Origin of the sequence: Terriglobus albidus (genome assembly GCF_008000815.1) — a bacterium.
GTDB classification, from domain to species: domain Bacteria; phylum Acidobacteriota; class Terriglobia; order Terriglobales; family Acidobacteriaceae; genus Terriglobus; species Terriglobus albidus_A.
In genome coordinates, this window is record NZ_CP042806.1 from 3,477,901 (window position 1) to 3,503,483 (window position 25,583).

General features: G+C 56.5%; 15 protein-coding genes. 7 read left to right on the top strand and 8 right to left on the bottom strand.

Annotated features, from left to right (window positions below):
- Nucleotides 1-62: 62 nt before the first annotated feature.
- On the top strand, nucleotides 63-2,654 hold the full coding sequence (locus FTW19_RS13670) for a DNA topoisomerase 3 (RefSeq protein WP_147648153.1): 2,592 nt from the start codon (nucleotides 63-65) through the stop codon (nucleotides 2,652-2,654).
- A gap of 49 nt (nucleotides 2,655-2,703) precedes the next feature.
- Here the strand turns inward: FTW19_RS13670 and FTW19_RS13675 are convergent, their stop codons facing one another.
- The 5 genes from FTW19_RS13675 to FTW19_RS13695 all read right to left on the bottom strand — a co-directional run bounded on the left by FTW19_RS13675 (nucleotide 2,704) and on the right by FTW19_RS13695 (nucleotide 9,277).
- Nucleotides 2,704-3,792 (bottom strand): SMP-30/gluconolactonase/LRE family protein, encoded by a 1,089-nt coding sequence (locus tag FTW19_RS13675; RefSeq protein WP_246153293.1) that lies wholly within the window; start codon nucleotides 3,790-3,792, stop codon nucleotides 2,704-2,706.
- Nucleotides 3,793-3,990: 198 nt separating this feature from the next.
- Entirely contained in the window at nucleotides 3,991-5,865 is a 1,875-nt protein-coding gene (locus FTW19_RS13680) for a heavy metal translocating P-type ATPase (RefSeq protein WP_147648154.1), read from the bottom strand.
- A gap of 65 nt (nucleotides 5,866-5,930) precedes the next feature.
- A complete protein-coding gene (locus FTW19_RS13685; RefSeq protein WP_147648155.1) occupies nucleotides 5,931-6,974 on the bottom strand; it encodes a DUF3466 family protein in 1,044 nt (347 codons plus the stop codon).
- Nucleotides 6,975-7,115: 141 nt separating this feature from the next.
- Entirely contained in the window at nucleotides 7,116-7,712 is a 597-nt protein-coding gene (locus FTW19_RS13690; RefSeq protein ID WP_147648156.1) for a hypothetical protein, read from the bottom strand.
- A gap of 197 nt (nucleotides 7,713-7,909) precedes the next feature.
- A complete protein-coding gene (locus FTW19_RS13695; protein ID WP_147648157.1) occupies nucleotides 7,910-9,277 on the bottom strand; it encodes a DUF1552 domain-containing protein in 1,368 nt (455 codons plus the stop codon).
- Between the two features lie 108 nt (nucleotides 9,278-9,385).
- Between FTW19_RS13695 and FTW19_RS13700 the strand changes: the two genes are divergently transcribed.
- The gene (locus FTW19_RS13700) at nucleotides 9,386-10,195 is read left to right on the top strand and encodes an AraC family transcriptional regulator (protein WP_187142978.1); all 810 of its coding nucleotides are present in this window, start codon (nucleotides 9,386-9,388) and stop codon (nucleotides 10,193-10,195) included.
- Nucleotides 10,196-10,281: 86 nt separating this feature from the next.
- Here the strand turns inward: FTW19_RS13700 and FTW19_RS13705 are convergent, their stop codons facing one another.
- Complete coding sequence (locus FTW19_RS13705; RefSeq protein WP_147648159.1) at nucleotides 10,282-11,694, bottom strand: MATE family efflux transporter; 1,413 nt, start codon at nucleotides 11,692-11,694, stop codon at nucleotides 10,282-10,284.
- Nucleotides 11,695-11,977: 283 nt separating this feature from the next.
- The gene (locus tag FTW19_RS13710; protein ID WP_147648160.1) at nucleotides 11,978-14,647 is read right to left on the bottom strand and encodes an ABC transporter permease; all 2,670 of its coding nucleotides are present in this window, start codon (nucleotides 14,645-14,647) and stop codon (nucleotides 11,978-11,980) included.
- A gap of 253 nt (nucleotides 14,648-14,900) precedes the next feature.
- Here FTW19_RS13710 and FTW19_RS13715 point away from each other — a divergent pair, with 253 nt between their 5' ends.
- The 4 genes from FTW19_RS13715 to FTW19_RS13730 all read left to right on the top strand — a co-directional run bounded on the left by FTW19_RS13715 (nucleotide 14,901) and on the right by FTW19_RS13730 (nucleotide 19,491).
- Nucleotides 14,901-15,803: a sugar phosphate isomerase/epimerase family protein gene (locus FTW19_RS13715; protein ID WP_147648161.1), complete on the top strand. Its 903-nt coding sequence runs from the start codon at nucleotides 14,901-14,903 to the stop codon at nucleotides 15,801-15,803.
- Nucleotides 15,804-15,840: 37 nt separating this feature from the next.
- Nucleotides 15,841-16,938, top strand: a complete 1,098-nt coding sequence (locus FTW19_RS13720; protein ID WP_246153294.1) for a c-type cytochrome — start codon at nucleotides 15,841-15,843, stop codon at nucleotides 16,936-16,938.
- Nucleotides 16,935-18,548 carry an acido-empty-quinoprotein group A gene (locus FTW19_RS13725; RefSeq protein ID WP_147648162.1) on the top strand — a complete coding sequence of 538 codons (1,614 nt, stop codon included), beginning with the start codon at nucleotides 16,935-16,937 and terminating at the stop codon, nucleotides 18,546-18,548. The genes FTW19_RS13720 and FTW19_RS13725 overlap by 4 nt, the downstream gene beginning before the upstream one ends.
- Nucleotides 18,549-18,621: 73 nt before the next feature.
- The gene (locus FTW19_RS13730) at nucleotides 18,622-19,491 is read left to right on the top strand and encodes a sugar phosphate isomerase/epimerase family protein (RefSeq protein WP_147648163.1); all 870 of its coding nucleotides are present in this window, start codon (nucleotides 18,622-18,624) and stop codon (nucleotides 19,489-19,491) included.
- A 114-nt stretch (nucleotides 19,492-19,605) separates the two neighbouring features.
- Here the strand turns inward: FTW19_RS13730 and FTW19_RS13735 are convergent, their stop codons facing one another.
- On the bottom strand, nucleotides 19,606-21,921 hold the full coding sequence (locus FTW19_RS13735) for a PD40 domain-containing protein (RefSeq protein ID WP_187142979.1): 2,316 nt from the start codon (nucleotides 21,919-21,921) through the stop codon (nucleotides 19,606-19,608).
- A 239-nt stretch (nucleotides 21,922-22,160) separates the two neighbouring features.
- Here FTW19_RS13735 and FTW19_RS13740 point away from each other — a divergent pair, with 239 nt between their 5' ends.
- Nucleotides 22,161-25,535 (top strand): TonB-dependent receptor, encoded by a 3,375-nt coding sequence (locus FTW19_RS13740; protein ID WP_147648165.1) that lies wholly within the window; start codon nucleotides 22,161-22,163, stop codon nucleotides 25,533-25,535.
- Nucleotides 25,536-25,583: the final 48 nt, after the last annotated feature.

Consider the following 25,583-nt stretch of genomic DNA (forward strand, 5'->3'; position numbering starts at 1 on the left):
GCTCAGGATTGTCCGGAACAGCGTAGCGGCCTTCCAGGGTGAGTGGGATACTTGAAGTAACGATGTCTGACAGTAGTGCCACAGTGACCGCCATTCTGGCGGAGAAACCTTCGGTTGCGCGCGATATAGCCCGCGTTCTCGGGGCCGCCAAGAAGGGCGACGGATTTCTGCACGGAAATGGATATGTGGTGACCTGGGCTGTGGGGCACCTGGTTTCTCTGGCGCAGCCGCACGAGATGCGTCCTGAGTGGAAACAGTGGCGACTGGACCTGTTGCCAATGCTGCCCGGTGACTGGCCGCTGGTGGTGTATGAAAAGACCAAAGCCCAGTTTGAGGTGGTTCGCAAAATTCTGAACTCGCCGCGCGTGGCGCAGGTGGTATGCGCCACGGACGCCGGGCGAGAAGGTGAGCTGATCTTCCGCTACATCTACGGCGCAGCGCTGTGCGATAAGCCCGTGAACCGGTTGTGGATCTCATCGATGACCGCCGATGCGATTCGCAAGGGCTTTGAGAAGTTGCAACCCGGCAGCGCCTACGACGGACTGGCGGATGCCGCGCATGGCCGCAGCCGCGCCGACTGGCTGGTGGGAATGAACCTGTCGCGCGCCTACTCCCTGATCTACAACGAGGAGATCTCGGTGGGGCGCGTGCAGACGCCTACGCTGGCGATGGTGGTGGAGCGGGAGCTGACGCTGCGGCAGTTCGTGTCGGAAGAGTACATCGAGGTCATCGCCAAATTTGAAGGTCTGGCCGAGCGAAAGAAAGAGACCTACGCAGGTACATGGTTCCGACCGCGCGGCGACCAGGGCAACGAGAAAGAAACGCAGGCCAAGTTGTCGCGACTGGCGGCAGACGGGGAAGAGGCGAAGCTGATCGTCGAACGAGCGCGTACGGGCACGGTGACGATTGAATCGGTGAAGTCCGAGACGCAACGCGCGCAGCCGCCGTTGTTGTACGACCTGACAGAGTTGCAGCGCCACGCCAACCGGCTATTCGGATTCACGGCGCAGGAGACGCTAACGTATGCGCAGGCGCTTTATGAGCGCCACAAACTCATCAGCTATCCGCGTACCGACAGCCGCCATTTATCGTCCGATGTGGTGGCAACGGTAGGTCAGATTGCGAATGTCGTTGCGCCGCAGTATCCGCAAATGGTGGCTGAGGGAACGGGGACCCGTACGCTCAGCAAGCGCTATGTGGACGACAGTAAGGTAAGCGACCACCATGCGATTCTGCCGAATGCCGTGAATCCCGGGAAGTTGAGCCTGAGCCCGCAGGAGCGCAGGATTTACGACATGGTGTGCCGCCGCTTTTTAATGATGTGGCACGAGGATCATCTGCAGGCCGTCACGACGGTGATTACGGCGATTACGAATCCGGGACAGGATGGCACGGAGTCGGTTGTGGATCGATACCGGACGTCGGGAACGCTGGTCCAACAGATGGGCTGGAAAGTTCTGGATCCGGTGCCGGAAAAGCGGAAGAAGGGCGGCAAAGACAGCGAAGAGGAAGAAGCCGCGCAGGTGTTGCCGACGGATCTGGCGGAGGGCCAGCCGCAACGGGTGGCTGCCATCGATGCGAAGAAGAAAAAGACAAAGCCGCCGAAGCGTTTTACGGAAGGTACGCTGCTGACGGCCATGCAGACGGCAGGGCAGTCGCTGGACGAAAAAGAGCTTTCGGAGGCGATGAAGGACACGGGCCTGGGGACTCCGGCCACGCGCGCCTCGATCATCGAGACGTTGCTGAAGCGCGGCTACATCGTGCGCAGCGGCAAAACGCTGGAAGCGACGGACAAAGGCATTCACTTGATCGACGTGGTGCATCCCGAGGTGAAGACCCCGGCGATGACGGGGCAGTGGGAAGCGTACCTCAAAAAGATCAACCAGGGAGAGGCACATCTCGCACCATTCATCGAAGGTATCAACGCGTATGTGAGCGGTGTGATGGAGAAGGTGCGGGTAACGCCGCGACGCCGGTTCGCTTCGACGGCGAAGACGCCCCAGCCTGCCAGCGACAAGAAAGCAGCCGGTGCGCGGCCACAGACCACAACCGAGAGCAAGGCGAAGAAGCCGTCGAAGACGACACAGTTGAATGTGCTGCTGAAAGAGCGATTCGATCACAAGACGTTCCTCCCGGGACAAAAAGCCGCGTGCCTGGCCGCACTATCGGGCAAGGATCATTTGCTGGCGCTTCCTGACGGGAAGGGAAAGACGTTGTGTTACCAACTTGCTGGGCTCGCGCTGGAAGGAACCTCGCTGGTGGCAAGTGCACGAGTGGAGTGGATGGAGGCCGAGGCGGCGAAGCTTCGCGAGCGTGGGATAGCGTGTGATTGCATCCACGCGAACCGTAGCCGTGAGGCACTTCGGGCTGCGTGCGTGGATTATCTAAGTGGACGGCTGAAGTTTCTGTACGTCGCACCGGAGCGACTGAGCGTGGCGGGGTTTCCGCAGATGCTGGCAAAACGGGCTCCGGCTCTGATTGCGATTGAGGAGGCAGAGCGCGCGGTACGGTCGAGCCAGGATTATCTTGCCAATTACGAACTTCTGCGCGAGCACCTTCCGGCGCTACGACCGGCGGTGCTATTGGCGCTAACGCGCGAGCAGACGCCCGCGGTTCATACGGCGATTGCAGAGTTCTTTGGATTGTCGCTGTAGTCTAGCCGTTCGGGTGTGTAATCACACGACATGGCCCAGATCAATCTCCTCAATGAATCCACGGGCGATAGCCAACGACCTTCACGGGAATACGATAGATTGCGTCACTTGTTGTCAGATAGAGCGTCTTGCCATCTTCGCCGCCCCACGCCACATTCGCTGTTGGCTTTTCGGTGAGAATCGTCCCCAGGTGCTTGCCCTCCGGCGAGATGATCCATACGCCGCCCGGTCCGGTCGCGAATAGATTCCCCTGCGAATCAACCTTCATTCCATCTGGAGTTCCTGTGCCCTCCGCTGAAGATGCGTCCAGAAACACCATGCCTTCTCCCACCGTCCCGCCGCTCTTCAGCGGGTACCGCATCCACTTCTTTTGCTGTGAGTCAGCGACATAAAGCCACTTGTTATCCGGTGAGATTGCGATACCGTTCGGCCGCGGCAAATCGCCGATCAGTAACTGCAGCTTCGCGCGGTTCGGAGCCGATCCAGCTTTGATCGCTGTTGCGTTGGGTATGCGATACACGCCATTGATCTTCAGCTTCTTCGACGGATCATCATCCTGCTGGGTCGGAAGACCGTAAGGCGGGTCCGTGAAATAAAGCGAGCCATCCGGACCATACACAACATCGTTCGGGCTGTTGAGAGGCTTGCCCTCGTAGCTGTCGGCCAGAATAGTCTTCGTGCCCTTGGGGTCCATCGTCTCAAATCGAAGAATGCTGCGTGCCGCATGGCCGGCGACAGTCAGGCGCAGCTTGTCATCGAGCGTCATCCCATTTGTCCCTGGCTCCTTGCCACCAAAGGGCTCCTTGGCGACATAGCCGCTCGGTTGCAGCCAGATCGTGACCTTGCCATCCGAAGTCATCTGCCGAATGCTGTTGCTCGGGATATCCGCGAACATTAACATCCCCGGCTGCACCCACACCGGCCCCTCGGTCCATGTAAATCCAGTGGCCATCTTTTCGAGCCTGGCCCCATCAGGGATGATCGTGGATAATTCCGGACTTAGCTGTTCGATGTCTGCGATAGTCTTCGTCGCCTCTACGGGAGGCTGTGTCGTCGTTTGGCCGTTCTTGCAGCCAGTGTGAGAGAGCACCAGTAGTGACGCGGCGCTGAGAGTCAGCGCGCTCATGCAGCGGTTCATCGCGAGACCTCCTAATGGTCCCAACGATTGTAGCGATTATTGCGAGGAGCTTTCCCTAAGTTGCTGGAAATACCGGCGGGGAGGAGCTTCTAATGGAAAGCTCGCATATTTCGTCGATTCGTAGAAATTGGCCGTCTCTACCCAATCCTCTTCCCGGAGAAAAGGGAATGCAATCACGTAGGATGATCTACGAAGCGATCAAAAGTCCTGAAGTTCTTTTCCTGGAAGTGACGCTCGCAGGGCATTGAGTACGGCAAGAAGATCGATCACCTCCTGGCTGATGGCTCCAGCGATAGGAGGCAGAAAGCCAAGAGCCGCCAGAAACATACCGGCAGTGCTCAAGACCATGCCGCCCACGGCACTTTCAAGGGCGATCCGCCGCATTCTTTTGCCTATATGAAGCAGCTCATCTACCTTGCCGAGAGCCGGTTCCATGATGACCGCACCGGCCGCTTCTGCGGTGATATCGCTGTTCTGCCCGAATGCAATGCCCACTGTAGCGGCCAGCATGGCTGGAGCATCATTGATGCCATCCCCCAGGAATAGAGTTGAAACTGTTGCTGTACGATCTCTAATGATATTGAGTTTTTGCTCCGGAGTCAGACTTGCGCGGACATCTTTGATGCCGACAATTTCAGCCAGATGCTGAACTTCGACCTCACGGTCTCCCGATAGGATGACCAAATCCTCGACCTTATGCTTAGGTCGCAGATGCTTGATGAAAGGTTTGCTTTCTTTCCGTGGGCGGTCATGGAACCGGATCAGGCCGGCCAATCGATCATCGAGGATAACAACGCATTCCATTCCTGAAACGGTGGGCGGAAGCAAGGCTGCTAACTCGTCGTTTATTTTCTTTCTTCCGGTCACCAACACGCGTCTTCCCGCAACCTGGCCTCTTAGTCCGGTTCCTGGCTTTTCGCTGACGCTCTCGGCACTCTGTAAAGATATATGCTTCTCTCGTGCAGCTTTTAGAATCGCCCCGGCGAGAGGATGCTTCGAGTACTGCTCGAGGCTGGCGCTGAATTTTAGAGCCCCTTCCATGCTTGTACCAGGGAAGGTGACAATATCCGTAACCGCCGGTTCCCCATGTGTCAGCGTTCCGGTTTTATCGAAAAACATAGTACGAATATTCCCGACCTGCTCAAGAACAACCGGTTTCTTGATCACAATGCCTCGTTTCGCGGCCAGAGAGATCGACCCGATGATCGAGATTGGAATTGCAAGTAGTAAGGGGCATGGCGTGGCGATGACAAGGACGGCGAGAAAGCGTTCGGCCTGACCGCTCAGGAGCCATCCGGTAAGGGCGATCAAAACCGCGAGGGGAGTGTAGAACGCACCCAGCCGATCTGCCAGCCTGCGGATGGCCGGTGGATTTTCCTCGGCCTTACGCATTACCTGCATGATGCGTGCATAGCGTGAATCCACAGCCAGCCTGTCAGCAATGATCGTAAGGGCAGCGTCCTCATTCAATGCTCCTGAGATTACTTGCGACCCAGACGTCTTACGAATACGAAAGGGTTCTCCCGTAAGGAAGGATTCGTCCATCATGCCCGTGCCCGATTCCACTGTTCCGTCTACCGGGCAGATCTCATGGGGAAGGACAATTAAGCGGTCTCCGACACGAATTTCATCCACCCGGATATCTGCGGTAACATCCCCTGTGATTCGATGGGCAGCGCTAGGCATGCGGTGGGCCAACGCGCTGAGCGTTGAAGAAGCTCGTCGCGTGGCAAACTCCTCCAACGCCTGGCCACCAGAAAGCATCAGGATGATAATCGCCGCAACCAGCAACTCTCCCATCAGGATTGCGGTAATGATTGACAGCCCCGCAAGAAAATCCGCTCCAAACTGGCGTTTCCGAATTTGGAAAAGAAGGCCATAGAGCAACGGGAGGCCACCAACAATGACGATGACCAACAGTGGAATAAAAGAGATCGTTGCCTTGTAATTGAAAAGATATCGGAGTAATAGATACAGGATTATCGCTGCGAGTGAAAGGACTGCGGTAAAACGGGTCCAGGAATGTTTAATTCGATCGAGAGAGGCATATTTGCCTGCGTTTTCAGATGTCATAAGCGCGAAGGAATGGTATCTGTCTACCCCGAGGATATGCCTATGTTGAATGCATTGGCGTGAGATTACGGATGCTCATCGGTGAGCAGGTCACTATTGAGGACTGCTGCGTGGTAGTCCGGGAGCAGAACACCTGCAATTTCACCAGAATCGTTGATGGCCGCCGCGAAAGCGAAGGTCACCTGTCCGAGTGGGTTTGGCAAACTGATAGAAATGAACTTGCCATTGTCAAAGAGCATACCAACGCCAAGTATCTGCCCCGGATCATTGATAGATTTGGCATCTGAGAAGTTAGTGCCTCCAGGAAGGGCTGCCAGGTCAGTCATTTGACCATTCTCGTAGAGGAACGCGTGCGAATTGCCATCCGTGACGGTGGAGGTGCCGACGATTTGACCTCGATTATTGATGCTGCGTGCGATGCTATTTCGTCCTCCCGGCAGCGTTCCGAGGTCGTGCATTCCATCGTCGCGATAAAGAAATGCGTGCATTGAGCCGTCTGAGTATGTAGTCTGTCCAACAATCTCTCCGGCCTGGTTGATGGCGTACGCCGCGCTGCTGGAACCTCCCGGTAAGGTGCCTAAATCCTTCATCATCCCTTGTTCGTACAGAAATGCATGGCCGCCGCTTTCGCCGACAACTTGACTGCTGTTGTTAATGGCATAAGCGATGGCAGTATTGGACGGAAGCAGAGTGCCTATATCTTTCATGATGCCTTTCTCCCAGAGAAAGGCATGGAAGAAGCGATCAAGCGGCAGCCCGGGAGTGACGTACAGGGCTCGGCCCACGACTTGCCCCCGGTCATTGACCCCATAGGCCTCGCTGAATGTGCCGGTAGGCAGTGTACCGAGATCGATCATCTGGCCGTTCCTGTATAGGAAGCCATGGTTCGCCTCGTCGTGCCCCACTTGAATGAGTGAGCCGGCAATCAGACCGCTATTGCTGATCGCGTAAGCCTGGCTGCGAGTGTAAGTAGGGGGGAGAGAACCAAGATCTTTTACGAGTGGATGCTCGGGGACTGCCGAGAGTTCGGACTGTGCGATAGAGCGGGAGCACGTTCCACATACGAGAATGACGCCCAGCAGTGTGCGCGCGACGGAGGTAAGAGTCATACAAGCTCCTTCCGTGTTGGTCAGGGATGGGCTGGTGAACTCTGGGAAGGCCAGCAGACGGCCAGACTAATCTCCGCAGCTCAACTTTTCGGTGATTCAAGTCACAAGTGAAGGCTGCGAGATTGGCGCAGTCAGAAGCGCTCACGAAATCTCAGGGTGGCTACGAGGGGTGATGTACAGCATCAGGGCTCCAATACCGCATTGCAAGAGTCCAAATGCAAGCAGATAGAAATACAGTACCCACGCAATCAAACGATAAGTAAGGGATTGGGCATAGGACGCAGCGAGGATGATAAGAAGCAGCCCTCCTACTACCGCTAACCAGCCCGTCAAACGTGCCCAGGTTGAATGATGGTGTTTCGAGAGGTGGCTTGCCGTGACAAATTCACCTGTGGCTATTGTCAACAGTTGGAAACCCATCAGATAGAAGAACCAAAGCAGTTGCATGTGTTCAAAGAGAACGGTAAGGAGAAGCGTTCCAGAACAAATTCCGAGGAAACTCTGAAATCGCTGAGCGATCCGGGGCCAGAGCGCATCGGTGTTAAAACTGGCGATCCAAACCAGAGTGCTGTCCAGGATTCCATAAACTGCCAATGCGACTACGGAATACATCACGGCGAGTGGCTGAAGAAAAAGTGCGCGAACGGCATCAGGAACAGCAACTATGGTCAGACTGGTCAGGATTGCTAGAACTCCTCGAGCAATAGTGATCCACCAAAAATGTACAAAATGCTTCATTGCCCCATGACCTCTTCAGTGAATCTCGATGGCTGACATTAGGCCTTATCGCGTGGCTATTTCAGCGATTCGAGATTGCGCCGAAGCTTGTCCTATTGCTGTGATCGCAATCACATAGTCGATGCCCGATGCGAGGCATATACGTCATTCAGGGCTTCATCCGCGCGAATTCTGGGGAATTGCATTTTCCTGTTTAGTTAGAGTGCAATCTCACCTGTGCTATCGCCTATCTGATGAGTGTCGACGCCAAGTTTGCGCATGACCGTGAGAAGGACGTTGGCCATCGGCGTATCGGCGGGGCAGACCACGTGACGATTTCCTTGCAACGCCCCATTAGCCTTGCCTGCAAGAAACAACGGGAGGAACCGGTGCTCATGCACGTGCGAATCACCCATCGGGCTTCCGTAGAGTACGAGGGAGTGATCGAGGAGGTTGCCGTCCCCGTCCTTTGTCCGTCGCAAATTGTCGATAAATTGGGTGGCTTTGCCGACATGATATTGATTCAGCCTCGCGAATTCCTCAATTCTTTCAGGTGATTCACGGTGATGCGAGAGGGTGTGAAACGGAGTCGTAACGCCACTCTCGGGAAAGATACGCTGACTCCGGTCGACGCCCATCTTGAACGTGATTACGCGCGTCAGGTCGCAGGTAAGGGCAAGAAGCTGGAGATCGAACATCAGATCGACATGATCATTGAAGGAGTCGGGGACGCTGAGAGGTTCGTTGGTCTGAGTCTTTGGAGTTATTGCATTACGACGTTCAACCTCCTGAATGCGCTTCTCAATCGCACGGATATGGTCCAGGTAATCGCTGAGTGTCGTCCGGTCTCGAACGCCGAGACGCCGCTTCATACTCCTGATGGCATCGGGAAGCGAATCGAGGAGGCTGGCTGTGTTGCTCCCGGTTCGTTGTCCGTTCGGTGCATCAGGCACAAACATGCTGTTAAATACACGCCGGGGAGACCGCTCCATAGGCAACGGAGTTGTAGGAGACGCCCAACTGATGGTGTGCGTGTAGGTGCAGCTGTATCCGTAGCCGCACTCTCCCGCAATGGCGTTATCTTCAATGCAAAGCTGCATCGAGGGTAGCCGGGTATCGCGGCCAACGACCTTGGCATAGATTTGATCGATAGACGGTCCAGCGTGAATGTCTCCGCCGGCTGTCCTTCTGGGATGCGCGGCGGTCAGGAAGACAGCAGAGGACCGGGCATGATCCGCCATAGGCCCATCTTCATCCGGCACGAGTGACATCGCATTATGCAGCTCTGTATTGCTGACGACGGTGATGTACTCACGCAGCGGTTCGAGGGGTTGCAGCGACTTTGTGAAAGCAAAATCTCTTCCTTCCTGGGCCGGCGACCAGTAGTTCATGGATCGTCCAATGGCAGTGCTCCCGGCAGCGCCATGCACCATCTCAATGGCGATAAACCGCGACTTCGGCGCTGCTGCGGTCAGGCGCAGAGGTGTTTGCGCTGGGACCATCGCGTCCAGAAAGGGAAGACCCAGGGTGACGCCCAATCCCTGCAGAACGGTCCGCCTTGAGAGGTGATTCCGGGTGATGAACATTGTTCTTGTTCCTCCTCTTGTTGAACGTCGCTTTTGATGGCCTACGGAACCATCCTCCTCTCAAAAGCTGATGTCGCAAAGAGGCTAATGCGGCATAAAATACGGATTATGCGTCGCACGCTGCTCGTGAGGGAAAATGATCCTGGCCCGGGAATCGCCATTGCTACGCATGGGCGCGAGTACCCGCGCAACTCGCACATCGCGCTCCATTCTCATGGCGCAGATCAACTTGTCTATGCAAGCCGTGGAGTGATGGAGATTACCTCAGGGCAAAATCTCTGGCTATTGCCGCCCCACTTCGGTCTCTGGATTCCTGCATACACCGTGCATAGCATTCGAATGCCGGAGCATGTTTCCATGCGTACACTCTATCTGCGTCCCGGACTCCATACCGCATGGACTACCTGCGCGGCGTTCCATGTAGTCCCGCTTCTTCGCGAGCTGATCTTTCAGATTGTCAGCATGGGGAGAATTCGAGTACGCAATCGTTTGGAATGCGCCTATCGCGACATCCTCGTAGCCCAATTGAAGTGTTCGACTTCAATTCCGACCGGTGTTGCTCTTCCGCGGGATGCGCGAGCTCTTGCTGTCGCAGAGCTAGTACTCAGAAGCCCTGAAAACCGGCATTCGGTAGCGGCTATGTGCGCCTCGGTGGGTATAGGCGTCAGAACCCTGCAGCGGGTGTATCAGCGTGAGGTGGGGTTGGATTTCGAATCCTGGCGACGGCAGGTCCGTTTGATGAGGGCCATTCAGTTACTGGTAGCTGGCCACAGTATCAAAGAAGTCTCTTATGCTGTGGGATACCAGGAGCCAAGCACCTTTATCGATCTGTTTCGCGCCGTCTTTGGACAAACGCCGAAATCCTGGACCCGGGAACTCGCCGCGTTGTCATCGCGGTTCGACTCCTCTCCCGAGTAAAAACGTACCTGAAGGGCGAGAGCCAGTAGCTCAATCGGTCTGATATCGCGGGGTCCATTGCTTTGGTAAACCACTTGTTCGAGCCTCTAGATTTTTTGCTGTGCCCAACGGCCTTGGCGGAAGAGCACGAGACTGATCATCACCACGGCAGTTTGAGCTACCACGACGGACACGAAGACCCCTTTAGCTCCGAGCGATGTGTGCATGGCAAGCCACCATGCCAGGGGAATCTCCAGCATCCAAAACCCGACCACATTAATGTAGGTCGGTGTAACTGTGTCTCCGGCTCCGTTGAATGCCTGCATGAGCACCATGCCATAGGCATAGGCCATGTTGCCGTAACTGAAGATGCGAAGGCAGCTTACTGCTGCCGGAACGACAACTGGATCGTTCGTGAACAGCCCAATGATAGCCGGCGCGAAGACAATGAAGACCACACCGACTGCACCCAGAAAGGCCATGTTCCATAGGCCGGTGCGCCATACCGCCTTACGGGCGCGATCGACATGACCCGCTCCCAGATTCTGTCCGACCAGGGTGGCTGCGGCATTGCTGAGCCCCCACGAAGGCAGGATGGCGAAGATCACGATGCGGATACCGATGGTGTAGGCTGCGACCGCTGAGGCTCCGAAGAGGCTGACGATCCGCACGAGTCCGATCCAACTGGCCTGCGAAATCAAAAACTGTAAGATGCCCGAAATGGAGACCCTCAGCAGCCGCCAGAGCACCTCGCCGTGCAAACGCATATGTCGCGCCGCGATGTGGAGGCGCTCCGTCCCCCGAGCCAGACGATAAAACTGATACAGCACACCAATTCCTCGCCCGCTAAAAGTCGCAAGGGCCGCTCCGGTCACGCCCAGTTTTGGAAAGGGACCAAGACCGAAGATCAGGCAAGGGTCGAGGATCAGGTTCAAGATATTCGAAACCCACAACAGGCGCATAGCGATCGCGGCATCTCCCGCGCCGCGGAAGATAGCATTGTTGAGGAAGAGCATCAGTACGACGCCCGATCCTCCCAACGCGATGCGCATGTAGTTGGCGCCCGTCCCCACGATCGCAGGCGTGGCTCCCATGAGCGCTAAAAGCTTGGGCGCGAGCAGCAGGCACGGAAGTCCAATTACCAGAGAGGTGACCAGGCCGAGAAATATGGCCTGCACCGCGGAGATCGCAGCACCGTCGGCATTCTTCTCTCCGACACGCCTCGCAACCATGGCGGTCGTCGACATGCCCAGCCCCATTCCCACCGCGAAGACCAGCGTCAGAATCGACTCCGTCAGTCCAACGGTGGCAATCGCATCGGCCCCCAGGCGGCTTACCCAAAACACATCTACCACCGCAAAGAGAGACTCAAGCACCATCTCGAGGACCATAGGAATGGCCAGGAGAAGAATGGAGCGGTTCAGGCTTCCCGAGGTAAAGTCCTGATGGCCGCCTCGCAGGGCTTCTCGAATGGACTGCCAAAGGGAGGGGGCGAGTTCTGATTGGGTCGTGGTTTCCATATCGTGGCGCTTGCCCATCATATCGGCCTGACATCTCAGGAAGCCAAGGTCAGGTCAACACAAGATAAGAAGAAAGCTCTCCGCGAGGAGAGCTTTCTTCTTATCTGATTCCCGGTTTCGGTGGAGTTGGCGTTCCAGGCTTGGTTGGCGGTTCACCGCCATCGGAGTCGTCGTCATCATCGCGACGCTTGATGTAAAGCAGGTCTGTCATATTTCCATTCCGGAAAGAATTTGAGAAGTGCGTTGCAGAGATTATTGCAGAAGCGCATTAGAAGCGCAGTATTTACTCGGAGCGGAGTGCTTCAATGGGATTAATGGATGCGGCGCGGGTGGCAGGGAGAAAAGCAGCGGTGAGTCCTCCGATAGCCAGGAGAAGGGTAACGGCGATCAGGGTGACGGCGTCGTGGGAGCGAACTCCATAAAGATAGCTGGAGAGGAAGCGGCTGCTGAACCAGGCTAAGGTGAGACCGATGGTGGCGCCGGCAAGAAGCATGCGTCCTGCCTGGCGGAGAACGAGCCAAACCACTTGTTTGCGGCTGGCTCCGAGTGCAACGCGGACGCCGATCTCGCGAGTGCGCTGAGTCACGAGTTGAGCGAGTAGGCCATAGAGGCCGGAGAGGCAAAGGAGGAGTGCCGAGCCTCCGAAGACGATAAGCAGACGGGAGACGAGCTGCTGGCTGCCATAAGAGTCCTCGACGATCTGCGTCATGGTGCTGAACTCGGTATTGGCGAGCTCGGGGCTGGCCTGGGCCATGATGGAACGTAGCTCGGGGATGATCGAAGAGGTGTCGCGACTGGTGCGAAGAGCAAGGGACATGGCGATGCCGCCAGCAACTTTGTAGGTGCCTGAGTCGGGTGTGAGCTGCGGAAAGTAGACCTGGATCTCAGGCGCAGGTTGTTCAGCCACGGAGACCTGACGCGAGTCATCGAGGATACCGACGACGATAGCGCGACGTCCTTTCCCAAAGGTCATGAGGCTCTGTCCTAATACCTTATCGGGGTCATTGGACTGGGAGTACTCCTTGACGAACTCACGATTCACAACGACGACAGCCTGCGAGCCGGCGGTGTCCTCCTGGTTGAAGTAACGCCCGCGAAGCATGGTAAAGCCAAAGACACGCTGAGCATCGGAGTTGACCGCGCGGAAGTTGGCACGAATGTCACGGCGACGAATGGCGTCAGCGGAGTTTCCTTCCGCAGAGAAGCTGAACATCATGCGGAAGCTATGGCCGAGGGGGACCTCAGTCATAAGGGTGGCAGCCTCAACTCCGGGGAGAGCGCGGACACGTTGAAGGATTGGGGCATAGAGGGTAGCGTTGAGGTCCTGATTGGAGAAGCGGTATGAGGGAATAGCCATGCTGCCGACGAGAACGTTGTCCGTGCGAAAGCCAAGCGGAACGTGACGAAGAGCATAGATTGTGCGGAGCAGAAGGCCGCAGGAGAACAGAAGAACGAGTGCGAGCGAGATCTGACTGACGACGAGAAGTGAACGTGTGCGGTGCTGGGTGCGGCTAAGGCCCGACTGCTGTGCTCCCTGACGAAGGGTAGGTTCGATAGAGGCGCGGGCACTAATGAGGGCAGGCCATAGCGCAGAAACCAGCGCGCTGCCTAGCGTAAGTGCGAGAAGCATAGCGATGGACTGCCAGCCGGGAGTGGCATTGCGGAGGTTCAACTGGAGGGAGAGGCCGTGCGCAAAGATGCGCAGAAGGCCGGAGGCGAGTCCGAGGCCAAGGAGCGAGCCGCCGATGCTGAGCAGTAGACCTTCGAGAACAAGCTGCTGGACGATGCGCATGCGGCTGGCGCCGAGAGCTCCACGAACCGCAATCTCACGCTGGCGGGTGATGCCACGGGCGAACAGGAGGCCACCGACATTAATGCAGGCGATGACCCATAGAAGAGCGGAGGCGGCAAAGAGGGCAAGGACGGCGCGCCGGACCTCGGGCTCAACAAGGGAGGCAGCGTAACTGCTGACAGAGGCAGAGGAAACCAGATCGCGCTGGTATGTGTCAGTGTATTGGGCGGCGACAGAGGGCTGGATCGCCTTCATTTCGGCGTCGGCAGATTGGATGGTGGCTCCGGCGCGAAGACGTGCGACAACCAGGTAGGTGGGGGTTTCATTCGTGTGAGTCTTACTGGTTTCTCCGAATGGAGCGGGAGTCCAGACCTCGGCCATCGTGCTGGAGAGAGGAAGTGCGAAGCTACGGGGCATCACCCCGACCACTGTGTACGACTTGCCATTCATCCTGACGGCATGTCCGATGATGTCGGGACGAGCGCCGAAGGACTGACGCCACGCGTTGTCGCTGAGAACTACCGTATTCTCTTCGCCGGTATTTGCGAACGTGTCGGGGTTGCCGCTGAAGCCGGAGCCGAGCGCGGGACTCACGCCAAGGATATGAAAGAGATTGGCGCTGACGAGTTGATGCCTGATCTGTTGAGCACCATTGTCGCCCTCAAGAAAAGTGCGGCCGTTTGCGGGTGTATGGAATCCGATGGACTCGAAGGAACGGGCTTTGAGCCGCCACTGCTGGATGTCGAGCCAACAGATGGTTGGCGAGTCGCCGCGACGGCCTGTTTCCTGGACTTTGACCAGTCGTTGAGGGGAAGCGTACGGGAGTACCTGGAGAAGGACACGTTCGACAATGGTGAACATCGCAAGCGTTGCCCCGAGACCGAGTGCGAGAGTGGCGATGACCGTGAGAGTGAAGGCGGGGGAGCGACGCGTCTGGCGCCAGGCGTATCGAAGGTCCTGCAAAATATGTTCGATCCATTCGCCGCCCCACATGCAACGGGCTGTCTCGCGGACGAGAAGCGGATTGCCAAATTCACGGAGCGCGGCGCGCCGAGCCTCGTCAGGGGACTCGCCTTGATCAATACGATCGGCGATGGACATGGCGATGTGGGTGGCGATCTCTTCGTCAACCTCATTTGCGCGGCGGCGCCAGAGTCTCATGGTGTGCGGCTCCTATGATCTGTTGTATGACTGCGTCGATTGCAGAGACAACTTGCGGGCGCCAAGATTGTCTCGTCTGTTCGTACGATGGACTCGGCGCGAAGATGTAGACACTCTACAGGGATAGATGTAGAACGTCTACCTCTTCATGTCTATGATATTCCTGCTAATTACGTTTACTTTTTAAAAGTATTTTTTTGTTTGTTTTTGTGCTCGCTTCTTTGTTATTAATGATCTTCCTGAAAGGGTAGTCATGATGACTCGTCGAAGCTTTCTGCAGAACGCCGCCGCCTTAACCGTCATGTCGCCTGTTGCTGCTCATGCTAAGGGGTCGCTGTCTATACGCATGGCGGTGGAATACAGCATGCTGCCTGAGAACCTCTCGATCGCTCAGCGCTTCCAGCTTGCCAAAGACTGCGGCTACGAGCAGATCGAGTGCCCTACCGAAGCGGATCAGGCCACTGCGGAGGCGATGAAGGCTGCTTCCGAAAAGTTCGGGCTGCCCATTCATTCCGTGATGAATATGGATCACTGGAAGTATCCATTCACCTCCTCTGATCCGGCGGTGGTGGAGAAGAGCCTGGAGGGCGCGCGCACTTCGATTCGGAATGCGCATCTTTGGGGCGCTTCGACGGTACTGCTGGTACCAGGTGTGGTGAATGCCCAAACGTCCTACAAGGATGCATACGTGCGATCGCAGGCAGCCGTTCGTAAGCTGATCCCACTCGCCGAGGAGTTGAACGTAATCCTTGCGCTCGAAGAAGTCTGGAATAAATTCCTGCTGAGCCCGTTGGAGTTTGCGCACTACATTGACGAGTACAACTCACGGCATGTGCGCGCCTACTTTGACGTGGGCAACATAGTGCTCTACGGCTACCCGCAGGATTGGATTCGCATCCTGGGTAAGCGCATCGTCAAGCTCCACATCAAGGACTTCACGTTCCAGCGCGGTAAGGGAGGCGGAGATTCCATAGCCCGCTGGGTGTCTCCGGGCGATGGGGATATCGACTGGATCGCCGTCCACGCTGCACTGGAAGAGATCGGTTACCAGGGGACGGCGACGCTCGAACTCAATTCCGGTGACGCGGATTACCTAAAGGACATGCGGCGCCGCTTTGCTCTGATCTTGTCAGGTGAGATGCGTTCCAAGGCTTAGTTTCGGGCCTGTGCGCCAGGAGATGCTTGTCACACCTATGATTCACGTTATGCGATCGACCTGTCTCAGTTTTCTGCTGACAGCCACCCTGGCGCCTCTCGCTGCTGCTGGGCACGCACAAAGCTCGCAGCTACCGGAAGGCGCGCACCGTGACACCGTTCAACGCGTCTGCTCGAGCTGTCACTCTGTACAGATGTTCACCGCGCGCAAGATGAGCCGGGAGCAGTGGGGGACTACCGTTTCGAGCATGGTCGCGCGCGGAGCGAAGATCAACGATGACGAGTTCGACCAGATCGTCGGCTATCTGGCAACGACTTTTCCGCTCAATGGAGAAGCCGGTACGGGGGCGGCTACAACGAAGCAAGCCAAAGCCCCACGCCGGCCCAGCCTGATCGACCAGGCCGGCTCTGACGACAAGCAGATCGTCGATGAAGATGCCGCCGCTCGCGGTAAGACGGTTTACATCGCGCAATGCATCACCTGCCACGGAACACGAGCGCGCGGTGGCAGTCGCGGCGCGGATCTAGTGCGATCGGTAGTGGTTTTACATGATCGGTACGGCAGCACCATCGGACCCTATCTCACGCAGGGACATCCTAAATCCAAGCCGGTGGAACTGACGCAGGAGCAAGTGAAGGAGCTGTCGCACTTTCTGCATCAACAGATTGGCGACACGCTGCGTACGGGACCCTACAACAATCCGCTGGATATCCTGGTAGGCGACGCCAAAGCAGGCAAACTCTACTTCGAAAACACTGGCGGCTGCGCGAAGTGCCACTCGGTCACAGGGGACCTGGCTCACATTGCTGGCAAGTACGCTCCACCAGCTCTGCAGCAGAAGGTTGTGTTTCCGCAAAACCGGGCGATCACCAAGCAGGGCACGGCTTCGCGTCAACTCGTGACGACGATAACGGTCACGACATCGTCCGGCACAACCGTGACCGGCGAGCCATTGAATCTCGATGACTTCAATGTTTCTCTGAGGGACGCGAACGGACATTACTTCAGTTTTGCGTGCAGTCCTGAGCTCAAGGTAGAGAAGCACAATCCTTATGCGGGTCACGAGGCGCTACTCGACACCTACACCGACAAGGACATTCACGATGTCGTGTCGTACCTGGAGACCCTGCAATGAAGCTTCTTGCAACGTTCTTCCTCGCCCTATTCACCGTTGCTTCCATGCGCGCGGAAGGCCCGGAACAGACAGGCCCGGCAAAGCAGACAGGCGGTGGCCTTGATCCAGCGGTGTTGCTTAATCCGACGCCGGACTCATGGCCGACTTACAACGGAGATTACTCCGGCCGCCGCTTCAGCACGTTGACTCAGATCAACGACAAAAACGTGAAGTCGCTCAGCCTCGCATGGCTCTATCAGTTACCCAGCATGGGCGATGGTATGGTTCGGCGGCTTGCTGGAACGCCGATTGTTGTAAACGGTGTCATGTATATCACCGTGCCTGATCATGTATGGGCGATTGATGCGCGGACAAGCAAGCCACTGTGGCATTACGCCTGGACCTCCAAGGGCGGCATTCACCTGGGGAATCGCGGCGTTGGCATCTCGGGTGATTCCTTGTATTTCGAAACGCCCGACTGCAACCTAGTCGCGCTGAATCTGGCCGATGGCACAAAGCGTTGGAGCCAGTCCATCTGCGATCTGGACCAGATGTATTACGCGTCGGTGGCTCCGTTGGTGGTGAAGAACCACGTGATCACCGGCGTCAGCGGCGACGATCTTGACCGTCCTGGATTTCTTGAAGCCCATGATCCGGAGACTGGCGCGCTGCAGTGGCGCTGGTCGGTTGTGCCCAGCCCCGGTGAGCCGGGTTCGGAAACCTGGCCCGATGCGGATGCGATGGCGCACGGTGGCGGCATGACGTGGATCTCGCCGACGTACGATCCGGAATTGAACCTGCTGTACATCGGCACCGGCAATCCACAGCCGGTGATTGCCGGTACTGGGCGCGAGGGCGCCAATCTTTATACCGAGTCCATCGTTGCTCTTCATGCAGACACCGGAAAGATGGCCTGGTACTTCCAGCCATCGCCGCACGACACCCACGATTGGGATGCAATCCAGACACCAGTTCTCTTTGAGGGAGTGATGGAAGGCAAACCGCGCAAGCTGCTGGCACAGGCGAGCCGCAACGGTTGGTTCTTTGTGCTGGATCGCGAGACGGGAAAGAACTATGTCAGCTCAGAGTTTGTGAAGACGAACTGGACCAAGGGTGTGGACGCTAAGGGACAGCCGATACCCAATCCAGCCAAGGAACCGCAGATCCCGGGTGTGCTGGTTACACCGGATTCCTCGGGCGGCGTGAACTGGGCGCCTTCAACATTCAGCCCGAAGACGGGATTGTTCTACATCAATGCCACACGTTCGTTTTCGATGTTCTATATCTACGACGACAGCCAAAAACCGGAAGGCTGGGGAGGACACGGCATCGGTGTATGGTCCGAGGCGATGCTGCAAGCCGTGGACTACCGCACCGGAAAAATCAAGTGGAGCCACAAGTGGCAGACACCGGGTGGGGAAAGCGGGCTGCTTAGCACCGCAGGCAATCTTGTGTTCGCCGGAGACCCAAACAACAATCTCGTCGCACTCGATGCAACAACCGGCAACCCACTCTGGCACGTCAATTTGGGGACGGGCATGTCAAACGGCCCCATCACCTATGAGCTGGACGGTCATCAATATTTGCTTGTCGGAGCAGGCGATAAGCTATTCGCGTTCGTCATGAACTAGTGTGATTGACCCGGCTCATACTCCGTAGCTGTTATAGTTTTCTTCGATTGCTTCAATCTGGGAGATCAGGCACATGATGAATCGCAGAACGTTTCTTAAGAGCGGAACCGCGACCTCCGCTCTCCTCGCTGCTACGCGCTATCTGCCCGCCGATCCTCTTGGCCTGCCCATTGGTTGCCAGACTTACCCGGTGCGCAAGACCATCAACACCGACTTCGTTGGAACCATGAAGGGCCTGCGCGCGGCAGGGTTTACCCAGATCGAGCTGTGTTCTCCCTACGGCTACTCCGATTTCTCCAGCCTGCAGCAGTACAAGCCGCAGGAGCTGCGGCGCATGCTGAGCGACTGGGGTATCGGCTGCATCTCCGCGCACTGGGGCGCGAAGGAGCTGTTTGAGAAGGCGGACGAGAGCATCGCCTACGCCAAGGACTTCGGCATGACGCAGATGGCAATCGCCGCGCTCGGGCCCTTCCACCCCAAGGGCTCGGAGACCGTAGACGACGTGAAGCGCTTCGTCGAGCCCTTCAACGCCTTCGCCGAAAAGGCCCACGCCGCAGGCATCGTCGCACTGCTGCACAACGAGGGCTTTGTCTCGGCATACATCGATGGCAAGCCGGTCTACGACATGATGATCACCGAGCTGAACCCGGCGACCACGAGCCTGCAGTTCCAGGTTTCCACCATGCAGCAGGGCTACGACGCCGTCACCTACTTCAAGAAGTACCCCGGCCGCTTCCGTTCCATGCACTGCCAGGACTGGGTCAAGGACCCATCCACCAGTTCCGGCTTCCGTCAGGTTCCGCTGGGCAAGGGTGTCGTCGACTGGAAGGCAGTGTTCACAGCCGCGAAGGCCGGCGGCGTGAAGAATTACTTCGTCGAACTGGAAGAAGACCCGGCGCTAATGCCACCCAGTGTGCCGTATCTGAAGTCGCTTAAAGTTTGAAGTGAATGGCTAGAACACTTCCTGGGTATCCCGGAAGGGTCCTGCAGCGGCGTTTTCATTACGGAAAACGCCTATAGATGCGGAAACGCTACTCTACACCTACAGGAAAAAGCTCTATCGCGGCAATGCACCGCGGCGAAGTTTGATTTCGCTCGAACTGTTGTCGATGGCGGCGTATAGAAGTGTCAGTCCGTCAGGACTGATAACGAAGCTGGGTGTTCCAAGAGCCAGATTCTGACTCACGTGACCTAGCTTCTTTAGTTTTTCGTTGCTGAGATCGAAGGCGAGGATGTCGGTTCCCCCGGTCGACGTCGAAGAGGCAAAGTAAACCGATGTGCCGATGAGAGTCCAGTCAAGATCTGGCGTGGGACTCACCTGAGAAAGTTGTCGCGGGCTGCTGCCGTCGGGATCCGAGACCCAGACATGGCGTTGTTCGTTCTCTTGATAGAAAAGCCGCTTTCCGTCGGGCGACTCGATTCCAATCATGAATCCCGCTGGAGCGATCACCTGATTCTGATTGGTTTGCAGATCGCGTCTCCAAATCGCCGGTGCTCCGCCACGTGTTGTATCGAAATAGATATATCTGCCGTCGCGCGACCAGGAGGGACGTCTGACTTCGAATGGAGGTTGGTCCTCAACCAGTTCTGGCTTTCCTTGATTGACGGCCATCTTGAATATGGCTGAATGCCCCTTGGGGCGGGCGTCGAATACGATGGAACTGCTATCTGGCGACCAGCGTATTGTCCCAAGCCACGGCCCGGCGAAATGGGTGAGTTGTCGTAATTGTTGACCGCTGTTATCGCAAAGCCAGATCTCCGGACTGCCGGAACGATCCGAGACAAACGCGATAGTGCGTCCGTCTGGTGAAAAACTCGGGGAATGATTTTGTCCCGTTGATGCAAGGAACCTCTGTGGTGTTCCAATCTCATCGCCCTTAAGGGGCAATCGCCAGATATTCCAGTTCTCGTGATTCTCTACAAAGACTACAAACTTGCCGTTAGGCGAGACAGAGGGATCGGCGGCCGATGCCGTAGCCGCCGGTAAGGGGCTCGATTCTCCACCTTGTACTGAGATCGTTCGCAATTGATAGACGCCTCGTTCCTTGGAAGCGAAGACCAGATGCGATCCGTCAGGGGTCCAGCCGACACCGCGTAGATCTTTGACGTCTCGCGTTAGCCGATTCAGATGGTCACCGGTGACATCAACCGTATATAGATATCCAACCGCGTGACTGATCAAACGGACAAACGCAATTGTTTTGCCATCTGGAGAAAGCCGGGCGTAGCAATCCTGATCTGAGCCGCCAGGACTGGAAATTGTCTTTTGCTCTCCAGTCAAGCTCGATATGGATATCAGCCTGTGTGTTTCGCCGGAAGGATCGGTCAAAATCAGTTGATCCCCATGTGAGCTCCAGGATAGTGTCTGGCAGCCGGCCAGCGGATTACTTGAGCCCCACATCCCGAGTGAATCCTGCATCCGGCGGACTAGTCTCTCCCGATGCGTGACGGTGTCAAGAACGATGAGTTGAGCCTCTCCTCCAGCTCCAGTCTGCGGAAGCTCAGCTCCAGTTTCGCGAAGAAACGCCAACTGCTTTCCATCGGGTGACCACGCGGGATGGATACTCGGCAGAGAGTCGTGGGTGAGTCGCTGCAGTTCCGCTGAAGCAACCGACTTGCTATAGATATCGAATTGATTTCCGCCGCCGTTCCAGACAAAGGCAATCGTCTTACTGTCGGGAGAAATGGCTGGACTAAACTGCAGGCCTGCTTCCGCGGAGAACGGCTCTATCTCATACTCATCGTCCCGGCTCCGCGTCCCCGGCCAGTAGTGGAACGCAACAAACAGAACGGATAAAAGGACTACGACGCAGATGGGCAATAACCAGACTCGGTTCCCTCTAAGGAGCCCACTCTGAGGCCTCCGGATATTCTCAGCGCCGGCAGCAGGTTGCCCAAGTGGAACCGTAGGTGCTCCAACTGGAGATATGACGGGTTGTTCCACTGGGGCGACGTCAGAAGCGAGCTCTTCGAAATGCACACCATACCCGCCTGTGGGCATGGTGATGCGGACGGTCTCATCCGGGTCGTTGCTTGCCGCATACGCTTCCAGCTTGCCACGAAGGCGCCGGGCTTCACTGCGAACGATATTGTCTGTCTTAGGATCCCAGTCCGACGGACGCTCGAAGACCGAGATGCCAATCTGGCGTTCTCGTAGAGCAACGGTATCGCCTTCCAGCGTCTTGGCTACGACATATCGCAGGAACTGGACCATACGATCTGCCCGCGCGAACTCAGCGCTGGCTGCAAGCCTTTCGACTTGAGCTCGCAATTTGGTCTGATCCAAGACGATCATGGTGGCTTCCATATCGAGAATACCGCGCCTGCCACGCACTTCGGCTGCTTCAAAAGTGCTTTCAGGATCCGTATTCACGCAATTTTCTTTTGGCACATCTGGTAAATGTAAGCCTCTCATCTAAAAGGAGTTGTATGGGGTGAGGAACTCCTCTCACCCCTCTGATTTCCTTAGGTTCCCACCCCCTTTCCCACTTTGCGGCCTTTGCGATCGTGAGCAATGTTTGTTTCGCCCCAGAGATTCAGCTGCGAATGCGAGTCGTGCATTCGTTTGTTCATGAGGCCGGGCGTAGTTGCACCAACTAAATGAGGTGACGCATGCACATCCGCATCAAACAGATCATAAGACTCAGTTTGGCCATTGCAGTGCTCCAGTTGTCAGTCTGTGTCGCATACAGCCAGACCCTGTATGGCTCAATCGTCGGTAACGTAACGGATGTCTCAGATAAAACCATCCCGAACGCAACCGTAGTTGCAACCAATACTCAAACGGGCGTGTCGACTACCGTAAGTTCCAACGGGGCGGGGGACTATGAGATTCGAAACCTGACGCCGGGGATCTATCGCGTCCAGATCTCCGCCGCAGGCTTTGCCTCAGTCGCTGTGGCCGGCGTGGACGTCCGAGCGAACGTCATCGCGCGTACTGACCAACACCTCAACATCGCGTCAGTCGATCAGACGATTCAGGTCAACGCGTCTTCTGCTGAGTTGCAGACTGACAGCGCAACGATCCATGGTGAACTGACGGCCACGCAACTGGCCAATATGCCAATTGGTGGATTCAACAATTACCAGAGCCTCCTCAGCCTGCTTCCGGGGGCCACGCCGTCACGATTCCAGAACTCCGTGATGGACACGCCGTCCCGGTCCCTGACTACGAATATCAATGGCTCTTCTCGCAACGGCAATGTTACGTCAGTGGATGGAGCGGCGATTCAGCAGGTGTATCTGCCGCATCACACGCTCTACAATCCGCCAACGGAGGACATTCAATCCGTGGACGTTGTAACGAACGCTTTTACTGCTGAGCAGGGCCTCGCAGGAGGCGCGGTCGTCTCGGTTCTCACCAAATCCGGAACAAATGCGTTCCACGGTACTTTCTGGGAGGAAAATACCAACTCCGCCTTTGCGGCGAGGAACTACTTCTACAACAAAACGTACTTCTCGCAGGCCGGCAACTCCGCTCCGAAGAACATCCTCAACCAGTTTGGCGCGAACATTGCTGGGCCTATCCTTCACGACAAGCTCTTTTTCTTCTCCGGCTTTGAGGGCTTGTCCCAGCGGCAACTTTACCCGACGATCATCTCGCTGCCCACCGCAGCGATGAGGGCCGGAGACTTTACTGGTCTCTCCACGATCTACGATCCCAATACCGGTAACGCAGACGGGACGGGGCGTCGTACTTTTGCGAGCGAGAATGCGGACGGGCGCAATGCGATCGAGAGTGGAATCTCTCCAGCCGCAACGAAGCTGCTTGCTCTGGTCCCATTACCGAACCTTCCCGGTACTTCCAACAATTACTCTGTAGCCGGGACTTACAGCCTTGATCGCAACTCTGACGACGAGAAGGTCAACTGGCAGATCAATCCGAAGTCCTCAATGTTCGCCAAACTGAGCTACATGTCTGCGGATGTATTCTCGCCTAGCACATTGGGCATTGGTGGAGGCACAGGCCTTAGCCCTGGAGGTAGCAATGCAGGCTCGGGTTATAGCCAGACTCGCGTAACCATTGGGGGTGTGGGGTACACGCGGACATTGGCTCCTCAACTGCTCTTCGATGCGAACTTCGGTATTGGCCGCAACAATCTGAAGTGGTACGAGTCGGACTTTGCGCGCAACCTCGGGCCGACTTTAGGAATTCCAGGCACCAACAGCGACGGTAACGGTGCTTATGGAACTGATGCCAACCAGGCCGGCCTTCCTTCGTTCGCCGTGACAGGCTTTGAGACGTTTGGTAATCCGGACGCCTATACGCCCGAGCTGAAAAATGACTTTACTTTTACTTATGCTGCAAACCTTAGCTGGGCAATCGGTTCGCACACTCTTCGGTTCGGCGTTCAGATGCTGAATAACCGCATGAATGAATATCAGCCGCAGAGGGGATTCGGGCCGCGTGGCGGTTTCACGTTCACAGGTGGTGTAACCGCGCTGAACGGAGGCGCGTCTTCGACTTCGACCAATGCATTCGCCCAGTTCCTCCTCGGTCTGCCTGACTCGTTGGGCAAGAGCTATCAATTCGAAAATCCAATGACTGGAAACGAGTGGCAGCACGGAATCTACGCCCAGGACCAATGGCAGGTCTCGCCAAAACTAACCCTGAACTATGGACTTCGATGGGAGCTCTTTCCCATCTTTAGCAGGGATGGCGCGGGCCTGCAGCGTTATGACTTCTCAAACAACACTGTCGTACTCGGCGGTATCAACGGACAGCCGAATGGGGCAGGTACAGATTCCGGCAAGCTCGGGTTTGCTCCACGTGTAGGGCTCTCCTACCGGTTGAACGACAAGACAGTCCTGCGCGCAGGATTCGGCATCAGCAATGATCCTTATCCTTTCACGCGTGCCATGCGAGACCCATATCCAGTCACCATCGCCCAAACGGTCAACGCAAATAACTCCTACGTAGCCGCCGGCACCTTCACGGCTGGCATTCCGGGATATGCAACCGTTGCTCCGGTTATCAATTCGAACGGCACGGCTGTGCTGCCTCTCACGGCCTATACCAAAACCTTGCCTGCCGGAACATTTCGACGCGGGTACGTGGAATCTGCCAATGCCACCATCGAACGTACTTTGCCTGCAGGATTCGATCTGACGGCAAGCTATGTGCTTACACAGACGGTTCGACAGACGGTTTACTTCGAAGCGAATGCCGGGCAAACTCCAGGCCTGGGAGCGGCAGGTCAGCCCCTGTATACAGCGTTTGGCAGGAAGGCCCAAACCCAAACGGTTCTTCCGTTCGGCACGGCGAACTACAACGGCTTGCAACTCAATCTTAAGCATCCGTTCAAGCACGGCGTCTTGCTGACCGCGTCCTACACCTACAGCAAGGCGATCGACGTGGCTACTGACGACGACAGCGTGCCTTTGTTCAATGCAATTCCGTATCTATCACGCAACCGAGCGGTTAGCGACTTCAATCGAACGCACGTCTTCGATGCCGGGTTCACAGCGGAACTACCCTTCGGTAAAAATCATGCCTTCCTGAATCGTTCTGGTGTGGTGAGTGTGATTGCCGGCGGATGGAAGATCAACGGAGTTGTGTCGAAATACACGGGCCTTCCGTTCACGCCGATCGCTTCAGCTACCTCTCTCAACGCTCCCTTCAACACGCAGGTAGCGAACAAGGTGAAACCGTCTGTTGCGTATACGAAGGGAATCGGTAAAACCGCGACCTGGTTTGATACCTCGGCATTCGCTCCGGTGACTACCGCGAGCTTCGGTAGCGCGAGCCGAAATTCATTGCGAGGGCCTGGCGCCTTCGACCTGGATCTCGGCATATCGAGGTTGTTCCCGATCACGGATCGGTTCCACCTGGAGCTTCGCGGCGAAGCCTTCAATGCAACGAACACTCCAAACTTCGCTTTGCCGGCGAACAATGTCTCTAGCAGCAGTTTTGGCCAGATCACATCGACGTTTGGCAGTGCGGCGGATTCGCGTGTGATGCGGTTCACTGGAAAACTCAGCTTCTAACCAGGAGCGCGGTCAACTCATCCCGAAGTATCCGGCCGCGCTCTCGCT

What these genes read in the sequence shown, in the direction of transcription:
- FTW19_RS13670 (WP_147648153.1), top strand. Translation starts at nt 63, where the DNA reads ATGTCTGACAGTAGTGCCACAGTGACCGCCATTCTGGCGGAGAAACCT.
- FTW19_RS13675 (WP_246153293.1), bottom strand. Translation starts at nt 3,792, where the DNA reads ATGAACCGCTGCATGAGCGCGCTGACTCTCAGCGCCGCGTCACTACTG.
- FTW19_RS13680 (WP_147648154.1), bottom strand. Translation starts at nt 5,865, where the DNA reads ATGACATCTGAAAACGCAGGCAAATATGCCTCTCTCGATCGAATTAAA.
- FTW19_RS13685 (WP_147648155.1), bottom strand. Translation starts at nt 6,974, where the DNA reads ATGACTCTTACCTCCGTCGCGCGCACACTGCTGGGCGTCATTCTCGTA.
- FTW19_RS13690 (WP_147648156.1), bottom strand. Translation starts at nt 7,712, where the DNA reads ATGAAGCATTTTGTACATTTTTGGTGGATCACTATTGCTCGAGGAGTT.
- FTW19_RS13695 (WP_147648157.1), bottom strand. Translation starts at nt 9,277, where the DNA reads ATGTTCATCACCCGGAATCACCTCTCAAGGCGGACCGTTCTGCAGGGA.
- FTW19_RS13700 (WP_187142978.1), top strand. Translation starts at nt 9,386, where the DNA reads ATGCGTCGCACGCTGCTCGTGAGGGAAAATGATCCTGGCCCGGGAATC.
- FTW19_RS13705 (WP_147648159.1), bottom strand. Translation starts at nt 11,694, where the DNA reads ATGGAAACCACGACCCAATCAGAACTCGCCCCCTCCCTTTGGCAGTCC.
- FTW19_RS13710 (WP_147648160.1), bottom strand. Translation starts at nt 14,647, where the DNA reads ATGAGACTCTGGCGCCGCCGCGCAAATGAGGTTGACGAAGAGATCGCC.
- FTW19_RS13715 (WP_147648161.1), top strand. Translation starts at nt 14,901, where the DNA reads ATGATGACTCGTCGAAGCTTTCTGCAGAACGCCGCCGCCTTAACCGTC.
- FTW19_RS13720 (WP_246153294.1), top strand. Translation starts at nt 15,841, where the DNA reads ATGATTCACGTTATGCGATCGACCTGTCTCAGTTTTCTGCTGACAGCC.
- FTW19_RS13725 (WP_147648162.1), top strand. Translation starts at nt 16,935, where the DNA reads ATGAAGCTTCTTGCAACGTTCTTCCTCGCCCTATTCACCGTTGCTTCC.
- FTW19_RS13730 (WP_147648163.1), top strand. Translation starts at nt 18,622, where the DNA reads ATGATGAATCGCAGAACGTTTCTTAAGAGCGGAACCGCGACCTCCGCT.
- FTW19_RS13740 (WP_147648165.1), top strand. Translation starts at nt 22,161, where the DNA reads ATGCACATCCGCATCAAACAGATCATAAGACTCAGTTTGGCCATTGCA.